Source organism: Anabaena sp. UHCC 0204 (genome assembly GCF_009711975.1).
Taxonomy (GTDB): domain Bacteria; phylum Cyanobacteriota; class Cyanobacteriia; order Cyanobacteriales; family Nostocaceae; genus Dolichospermum.
On record NZ_VIKW01000066.1, the window covers coordinates 10,315 to 18,985 of the forward strand.

Genomic DNA, 8,671 nt, shown 5'->3' on the forward strand with positions numbered 1-8,671 from the left:
CTGATTCATTTTTTCAGATAAAGAACCGACTTTGTAGGCATCGGTGTTAAGCTGCAAGTTTGCCCCAACTAATCTTAAAGTTTCGCGCTTCTCACTAATAGATTGAATTGCTTTATCGGCTTCTACTCTAGTGGTTCGTGGCAGTGTAGAAGTGTCCGCAAATAGATTTGATGCTACATAATTGGAAGGGTCAAAAGTTGCGGCAGTGTGAACAGTTTTAGAATTAACAGGTGTGGGGTTAATTGGGGTTGAGTCTGGGATATTAGCAGCGGTATTGAGTTTTTCTTGTGCTGCTTCTAGCTTTGATTTTTGGGTAGTTTTTGGCATATAATTCTAGATGTAAATACAAGACATATTCGCGTTGTGGGATAATTTGGCGTTATCCCATTTTTTAGGCTTCCAAGGCTTTACAGATTACAGAATGTAGCGATTTCTTAGCAGTGGAAAGACTACGAGCAATTTCATTTTTTGGGAGTGAAGCCAGTAAGGTGATCAATTGGTTCTCGATGCTGGTTAGTTGGTTAAGTTGCTCAGTCGTCATCGTCAATACCTCCAAATAATCCAAATAGTCCCTCTATGGTGGCGTTGAGTAGGTCGAAAGGCGCGAGTAAGTTGATTCTGAACTGTGGCTTGTGCCTTGCCTTGAGTGCCTTAACCTCGCGCTCTAATTCTTCTATCTGCTGGTATGTAGTTGCTTTCCCAGTTCATCGGATAGGGCTTTGATTTCTTCTGATAGAGAGGATGGTAATTCTGGTAAGTCCTGAGCTACGGGTTGACGGGCATTAAGACCGCGTAGGGAGTCGAAAACCTGATGACGGGTTTCTAATCGTCTTTCTCGCAACTGGCCAACTAATTCAGAATCACGACTTTGGGCATTTTGAATAATTTGGGCGTTGCGGTAGGTATGAACCAAGTCAGCTAACTCTATGACCTCTTCTGACTCTTGGATCAGTTCTTCTAAAGCAGTGGGGATATTTGCCCCGGTGACAGGACTAGAAATAGCTTTAGGAGTAGAAGCCGCTATAGAAGAATTTTGTTCCTTCTGTGGTTCACCTGCGGCTGTTTCCTGTGCTGGCTGTAATGCCTTCTCTGTCTGGTTTTCAGGGTTTTGTGTGGTTTCCTGTGGTTCTAGCTGTTGCTGGGGCTGTGATGGAAGTGCTGGTTTTGTTGCTGTTAAGGAAGTAGCAACATTTTGAGCAACGCTAAACTCTACAACCTTGGCAGAATCAGCATTATCACAGTGCTGCATCAGTTCTAGTCTGAAAATCTGTTCATTTATACCTTGAGACTGGCAAAAATCGGCAATAGATACGGAATTGGGGTCAATAACTGCGGTTTTTTTAGATGTTCTTGCTGCCATTGCTTTATGCTCCTAGTTTGTTGAGGTTTCTTAGTGCGTTATGGTACGTATATTTTGAGTAAATACTGGGATTGTTCTTAATACCTAGCTTTACCCGTTCGGCTGTTTTCAGCTTACTAAACTCTCTACCCAATCGGCTTAAAATCCAGCATTGGTAAGGGTTTAAAGGGCTTTCAGAGTCAAAGCTTCCATCTGATTTTTTAGGGTAAGCTTCTCTGAAGCTGGCAATTCTCCAAAATGCTAAATTTGCCCACCTAACTACTGAATCTCTTGATACTCCTAGAATGTCTGTTAACTCAGACTTGGTTAATGGGTAATCGGTAAAGAGGTCATGGCTACAAGCCTTACTATCGCGGCGTTTACGTGGCATATCTTACATACAGCTTTTAGGAATTAGTGGGTAAACTATCAGGAAACATAGAGGAAACTGTCAGGTTATCCGTCATAGTGTCTAATGGAATCGCTCAAAGTCTTTACCCGCAGGAATTACAAGATATTTTTGAGGTTATCTGTTAGCTATCGGTGTCAGTTACCCGACTTATTTTTAATATAACGTAGTTGATATCATTTTGGTATTAAACTGGTATTAAAATAATTTATTATGGTTGCTTAGTTATATAAGTTATATTAATATTAATCTGGTATCACTTTAGTATTAATTGGTGCTAGATTGGTATAGCCAACATATTATAGAGATATACATAATGCCTACAGCTTATATGCCACGACAAAAAAGACCGACTACAGCACGGTCGATCCGACTTATAGATGAAATAGCTGCCGCAGTTGATAGCTTTGCTGATGACCAACTAATTAGCTCTAATGCTGCTGTGAATAAGCTTTTAAAAGATAGATTGACTGAATTGGGTTATATTTCCGACGATAAAAATAAAGCTAGTTAAAAAGCTATGCCCCAACACCCGAACCTTGAAAACTGAATATATAAGGTTTTTAGTATAAGTATCCTATAGCCTATAAGTAAAGCTTATCTATCAGGTTACTTAATAGGACTTTCTCAAAGCATAAGCAAAACTTATGTCAAGCCCATGATAAGTTTTGCTTATAGGTTAAAATTTCAGGTATTAGGGCATTCTCAGTAGAAAACCACGAAAGGTCTTGAGGTTTTTAAAGATACTAATCGCATAAGCAATATGTATCTAAACAACTTAGTGAAAGTTGTAGTAACCATGTATTATATGTTATGCTTAAAACTAAGCCGATTTTTCTATGCAGCTAAAAGCAGTCCGCCGATAACTTTTAGCAGCAGACAGGAAGAAGCCGACCATTCAAAGCCTGTTTTTTACAGTGTCTTTCGTTGATGGGGAAAGAACCGAGTTCAGGTTTATCAGACCTGAACCAACAAGCACCGAACCGTCGGGCTTCGTAGTATTTATTTAAATTCTTTCCATAATAGTAACACACGATAACTTCACTATTATTATAGCCAATACTGAATTTTATCTAGTGCCGAAAGATACCTAAAAAAATAGGCTTCCCCAAAAACACAACTAAGTGAGGAAGCCAAATGAAACATCTATTAGACAATCAAAGTGTTGATAATTCGTTACAACATAATGTTTTTTTATATCCTTCTACTATATCACTAAGTAACGATATAGTCAAGCGATTAGACTTAAAATATTTAGACTCTAGAGAGTGTAATTCATGTGGTCAAGCTTCAGGTTGGCACGTAATAGAGAGAGAGAAAATCACACATCTAGCAGCTAATATCTGTTGTAATCATTGCGGTAAAGTTAACGGGTTTTTATCCCCTACCCAATGGACAAGATTGCAAATCGTTAGCACTCGCTTAAATGGGGGTGCAGCATAATGACACACTCCACTAAAGAACGTAATCAAGTAATTGAATTACTTTTGAGCCTCAACTTGTCACCTTTACCAGTTGCACCAAAGCAGGACTGTTTCAAGTATCCTGAGAAAGATGATAAAGGGAATATCAAATATCAAAAAGATGATTTCACACCCAAGCCTCTATTTACTGGGAAGAATCCATCATATTTAGATGCTAATGGTATTCCTCACACAATTTACTTTAGTAAATACCAGAATACACTTCCTACAGAATCCGAGCTTGCTTTGTGGTTCTGTAATCCCCTAACAGGAATAGGGACTTTAGGTAATGATTCTTTTACCTGGATTGACCTAGACAGCAATAAATTTGCTAATCAAAAAGAATGTGATCAAGCCTATCAGAATTTACTAGAAAATAATCTACATCTTAATGCAGCTTGGTTAGAAAAAACACAATCCGGCGGTTATCGAATAGGGGTAAGGTTAGCGACTCCTAAAGATTTTACCAATTTTAAATTATCAGCTAGTGGTGATCACGTTGGAGAAGCTTTAGGAAAGGGCAGATTTACAGTGCTAGCTCCCACTGTAGGAGTAAGCGGTAAAGCTTACCAGAATATAAATAGACCGCGTGTACTGCCAGTTATAGAGTCTCTAGAAAGTATTGGTATTTTCTCCATTGCTTCTAAACCTGTTCTAATTCCTTCTACTCCCATTAAATTTGATATTCCTACCAGTAGTGAATACATCAGCTTGCTAGATTGTATTACCAAAGAAAATAGAGACATTCTAGAGGGAAAAAATAGCGACTCTGAAGATAGATCGTATTTATTCAATAAAGCAGTGAAAGACCTGCTAGGGTGGGCTAATTGGTTAAATGCTCACAACCTTAATTACTCCCAAAATCCACAGGATATCATTAGACAAGCAGGGTCTAATATGGGATTTCATGATAAGAGGATAGGATATATTCTCAAATCAATTAATACAGAAAGTTGCCAACCTGCTGCTAAATTTGCAGGTGGTGATGAAGCTTGTATCAGAAAAATTAACAAGCTGCTAGGCTATGAAACTCAAGAAGATCGTCAAAAAATCTTTGATGATATTAACTGGAAGAATTGGATAAAATCCAAGGTATTCAAAGCTATTAGGGAAGTTCATCAAGACCAATTTGAGTTTCCTGCTGATATGCCCCAACATAATGCAATCATCGCTGTAAAATCTGGACTAGGCACTGGCAAGACAGAAGCATTGTTAAAAATAATTGCTGAAACTTTACTTGGTTCTTTAATTGTCGGTTACAGAAATAATTTGTTGTTTCAAACTATCAGCAGGGGCGGTGAGAAATTTATTACCATCTCTCATATCAATCAAGATGGAGTAGTAGTAGATAAAGAAGAAATTAGTATGAGTTGCTGCATTAACAGCTTGTACAAACTTGATGGAATGTTCAAAGGTCGGACAATCTTCTTTGATGAAACCATCTCTGTATTACTGCATACTATTGAGGGTGGCACTTTTAGAAGCAGTGAGCAAAAAAGAGCCATGAATTTAATAGAAATGGCTGTTAAAGACGCTGATAGAGTATTTCTATTAGATGGTAATTTGACAAGTGCTGCTGTTGAGTTTATACATAGCTTTGCACCTGAAAAGCAGCTTTACACAATCGAAAATACTAAAAAAATCAAGCCTCACAATATTATCTTTGTTGATGGTGGTGAGGTCACAGAAGAAGGTGAATTTAAGCTAAAACCAACTAAAAAAAGCCACCTGATTCAACATCTATCAGAGAAGGATGTAGTACCCTTTATTGCCACTGATAGCAAAACTCATGCACACAATCTGCAAGATTATTTAATCAAAGCTGGCAAGTGCGGTATTACAATCTCTGCTGATACAGTACAAGAATCTTATGCTAGAGAGTTTTTAGAAAATCCTGATTTATATATTAGGAAGCATAAGCCACAGTTTGTAATTATCACTCCATCTTGTGAGTCAGGGGTCAGCATTACAGAAAAATACTTTACGGCTAAATATAGTTTTTTCTGTGGTGTACTGGGAACTTCTAGCCAGCATCAAATGATGTTCAGACTGCGCGATAATACAATACCCCATTTTGTATATTGCCCTGAATCTTCAATGATTAGGGATAACGCTATACCAATGGGCTATACAGGTGAAGCTATCAAAAAAGCATTACTAGAAAGAATAAATCTTTCTTCTCTAATGGCTATTGATGTCTCCAGTTTTGCCCAAGCCAAAGATATTATTATCCGTTCTTTGGAAGAAATGCAAAATGATAAATGGTTTGATTATTCCTGTAAAATTTGGGCTTTAGCTAATTTTGAAAGACAGAATTTAAGAAAGTGCTTAGTACACTCTCTAATAGAAGCAGGGCATAATGTCGGCTTTGAGCAGTGGGGAATTAGTGAGGAAATAGAGGACACATTCAAAGAAATTAAGGCAGAACAGCTAGAGAAAGAAGCCGAACTACAGTATTTAGCTGTACCTTTTGAAAGTATGGAAGAATGTAAAAAATTTGAAGGGCAAGACGTTAACCTTGAGACTAGAAGGAAGATTTTAAAAACTAAATTATTACTGGAAACATTACCAGGAATAGACAAAGAAGAATGCTATGGTGTGGAGCTATTCAAGCGAAAATTAGAAACCAGGGATTATATCAGCAAACATCAAAACTACGCTAGGCTAGTTAATTTTGAATATATCCAACGTAAGCATGAGGAAAACTGGTATTTTGGCGCATCAGCAGGAAAATATAAGTACATGGGAAGCTTGCTGAAAACTTACCAGGAAACTAGACTTGCTGTATTGCATGAATTAAATATTTTGGAATTTGTCAAACCTGGCAAGGAATTTACTAAAGAGTCTCCTGATTTAGTTGAACTGTTTGAAGAGGTCAATAATTCCAAAGACCTGCTAACAAAGTTAAACATCAAAAAGCGTAGCGTTACCGAGTCTGGTAAGGAAGTTTTGGAAATATTTAGACTGTTAATCGGGTTTATTGGTCTTGAGCTTGGTAAGCCTGTTAGGAAGCTCGATGATAAGGGTACGCGATTAAATCATTATCAAATTGATTGGGATGCCTTTAACGACCCAATTAGACAAGCTATAGTGAAAATCACAACTGCTAAGGATATGGACTGGTTAGAGACTCATCAGGTCATACAGTGGATAACGCCTGACGATATGGCTAGTAAGGATTTAGCAGAAAAATATAGAATGGCTATATCTTCTGAGGACTACAGCATTTATAGTCAAGCTAGGCTAAATATTGAATCAAGTAAGTTTGTAGAAGGGCATCATGGACTAACCACAGAACAGGGGGATCATAATAAGAAAATGGATCAAATAGTTGCACAAGCTTGGGAGCAATTAGACCCACAAGAGCAAAAAGCACTATTAGACTTACGCCCTGCTGATACTGACTTTATGAATGTGATTGATCAAAAAGTGCAGACTGATAATAATTATACTGATGAGTATATGAGTTATCAGCAATCTAGAAATTCTCTCAATTTGTGGAAACTCAGACTAAAAGCAGGTTTAGAGATTGGTAAGCAATTTGTAATAAAGCTTGTTCAAGATTTCTTTGCAACTGTTCCAATGTCTGTGGATGCCGGATATATGGATTTATATAATCTATACGAATCCCATTACAACTAATCTTTAATTAATCCATAGTTCCCCTACCATTGGGGGGACTACTTCACACATACACACAGGAGAAAATAAATGTTACAGTTGGATTATCAGAAGCTAGGAATTGACCCCGTAGAAGTAATCAAAGAAAACAATTCTCAGTTACAAGAAATGATTGATTATTGTAGAGATTTAGCAAAAATACATCAGAGATTGGGCAATACACAAAAGGCTGATAGATGTTTACTTTTGTCCCGTCGTCAAGAAAAACTAATTAGACATATTTAGGAGCATAAAATGAAAGAATACATTATTAGAAATTTAGTTAATTTTCCCCTGGAAGTTGATAGCTTTGACAAGTATTTTAGAGCAGCAAAAAACCAACTAACAGACTATTTAGATAGTAAAAAAATTAAATATTCTGATTGGAAATTACTAGAGATTGAATGTGTAGAACCAACAGACAACAATCATATTCATTTTAATTTCGTTTTTGATGCTGATAATTACCATATTTGGTTAAACAAAACCGATGGTGAAGAAGTAGGGAAGGGTAATATATTCAATGGCACTTATGAACATTATAATAATCAGTTCAAGAGGATTCAGATAGGAAAACTGTATAACGTCGGTTTAGGAATATTTTGGCTTAACTTGCGACAAGCTAAAGAATTTCTAATACAGCAAAACCCAGAATTAGCTAACCAACATCCTCAGAGTATCATTATGTTCTCTGCTGAAAAGGATATGTTTAAGAAAGATGTAATCTTTGGATTCAGATTTGCTAATGATAAAGATTATTCTGTATTTTGCTCACAGCCTAGAGGTTTTGCAGCACCATACAAAATGATGGATAGATATTTTAATTCTGGAGAAGCCCGGATACTGTTTAGGGAAGAATTAGAGCCTATGGCATAGTTAAAAGTTTTGATTCCTAAAATAAATTTGATAGCCAGTATTCCTTGAATGCTGGTTTTTTGTTAGTGCCAAAAATGCCATATTTAGTGCCAATATCGTTATATAGTGCCATAATTAAATAAGAATATAACTATATAACGATATGGCGAATAAAGAAGATAAAGCTCGGATATGGCAACTTTTAGATAAGGGGGTATCTATTGGCGAAATTGAAAAGACCGCGAAAACAGCCCGTAGGACGTTGTACCGCTGGTATTCAGAATGGAAGAGTAATAAAGCCCCAAAGGGAGACGACACGCCTATTATTAGCGAAATAGTCACGGAAGTAAAATCACAAGTAGAGAGTCAATTAGATATTGACTTTCGAGACGACTGGGTTAATGTTGCCAGTAAGCAAAGCATTAAGCATTGCCTGGTTAATGGTCAAATTGCGGAAGAATTATCAACTATTCTGTTAAATGAAATCCAACAGCAAGACATTAATTATCGTGCTGTAAGTGCTTTGAGCGCATCTATAAATGTTCATTCAAGGCTTCATAGAGAATACGGAATGTTTTATCTACTTGATCCAAATACAGCCATTAAACGGGTAGAAGCGGAAGGCTACACAATCAATGATTCTAATGACGAACCTCTAACGGTAGATAGAAGCGATTTATCGGGTATGTCTCCTCAAGAGTTAGCACAAGAATATAAAAAACTATTACAAGCGAGTTAAACAACATGAAACTAAATCATATTGCAATCAGAAGAATCCTCAAGCGTGCTGAAAAGCCATTAAACAAAGAAGCTATCCTATTCAGGTGGTCAGATGCGTATAAGCCTATCAATCTGGAGAGGGACTTGGAGGATATGATAAAAGCTGGGATATTAAAAAAATTAGATAAAGGATATTATTCATTAGTCCCCACACCCACACCCTAG

General features: G+C 37.0%; 9 protein-coding genes and 1 pseudogene. 6 read left to right on the forward strand and 4 right to left on the reverse strand.

Annotated features, from left to right (window positions below; all coding sequences use genetic code 11):
• The 4 genes and pseudogenes from FJR04_RS24230 to FJR04_RS24245 form a co-directional block, all read right to left on the reverse strand.
• Positions 1–327: pseudogene (locus FJR04_RS24230) on the reverse strand (hypothetical protein); the annotation flags it as partial.
• A gap of 64 nt (positions 328–391) precedes the next feature.
• Positions 392–541, reverse strand: coding sequence for a hypothetical protein (locus FJR04_RS24235; RefSeq protein ID WP_168499679.1), 150 nt, complete (start codon positions 539–541; stop codon positions 392–394).
• A 132-nt stretch (positions 542–673) separates the two neighbouring features.
• Positions 674–1,360: a hypothetical protein gene (locus FJR04_RS24240; RefSeq protein ID WP_168499681.1), complete on the reverse strand. Its 687-nt coding sequence runs from the start codon at positions 1,358–1,360 to the stop codon at positions 674–676.
• Positions 1,361–1,364: 4 nt separating this feature from the next.
• Positions 1,365–1,730 carry a hypothetical protein gene (locus FJR04_RS24245; protein ID WP_168499683.1) on the reverse strand — a complete coding sequence of 122 codons (366 nt, stop codon included), beginning with the start codon at positions 1,728–1,730 and terminating at the stop codon, positions 1,365–1,367.
• Between the two features lie 334 nt (positions 1,731–2,064).
• Here FJR04_RS24245 and FJR04_RS24250 point away from each other — a divergent pair, with 334 nt between their 5' ends.
• The 6 genes from FJR04_RS24250 (at position 2,065) to FJR04_RS24275 (ending at position 8,465) form a co-directional block, all read left to right on the forward strand.
• On the forward strand, positions 2,065–2,262 hold the full coding sequence (locus tag FJR04_RS24250) for a hypothetical protein (protein ID WP_168499686.1): 198 nt from the start codon (positions 2,065–2,067) through the stop codon (positions 2,260–2,262).
• Between the two features lie 623 nt (positions 2,263–2,885).
• The gene (locus FJR04_RS24255) at positions 2,886–3,191 is read left to right on the forward strand and encodes a hypothetical protein (protein ID WP_168499688.1); all 306 of its coding nucleotides are present in this window, start codon (positions 2,886–2,888) and stop codon (positions 3,189–3,191) included.
• Positions 3,191–6,853, forward strand: a complete 3,663-nt coding sequence (locus tag FJR04_RS24260; RefSeq protein ID WP_168499690.1) for a plasmid replication protein, CyRepA1 family — start codon at positions 3,191–3,193, stop codon at positions 6,851–6,853. Before FJR04_RS24255 ends, FJR04_RS24260 begins: the two co-directional genes overlap by 1 nt.
• Before the next feature lie 69 nt (positions 6,854–6,922).
• The gene (locus FJR04_RS24265; RefSeq protein ID WP_168499692.1) at positions 6,923–7,117 is read left to right on the forward strand and encodes a hypothetical protein; all 195 of its coding nucleotides are present in this window, start codon (positions 6,923–6,925) and stop codon (positions 7,115–7,117) included.
• Between the two features lie 9 nt (positions 7,118–7,126).
• Positions 7,127–7,747 (forward strand): hypothetical protein, encoded by a 621-nt coding sequence (locus FJR04_RS24270; protein ID WP_168499694.1) that lies wholly within the window; start codon positions 7,127–7,129, stop codon positions 7,745–7,747.
• Between the two features lie 142 nt (positions 7,748–7,889).
• Complete coding sequence (locus FJR04_RS24275; protein WP_168499696.1) at positions 7,890–8,465, forward strand: helix-turn-helix domain-containing protein; 576 nt, start codon at positions 7,890–7,892, stop codon at positions 8,463–8,465.
• The last annotated feature ends 206 nt before the right edge of the window (positions 8,466–8,671 follow it).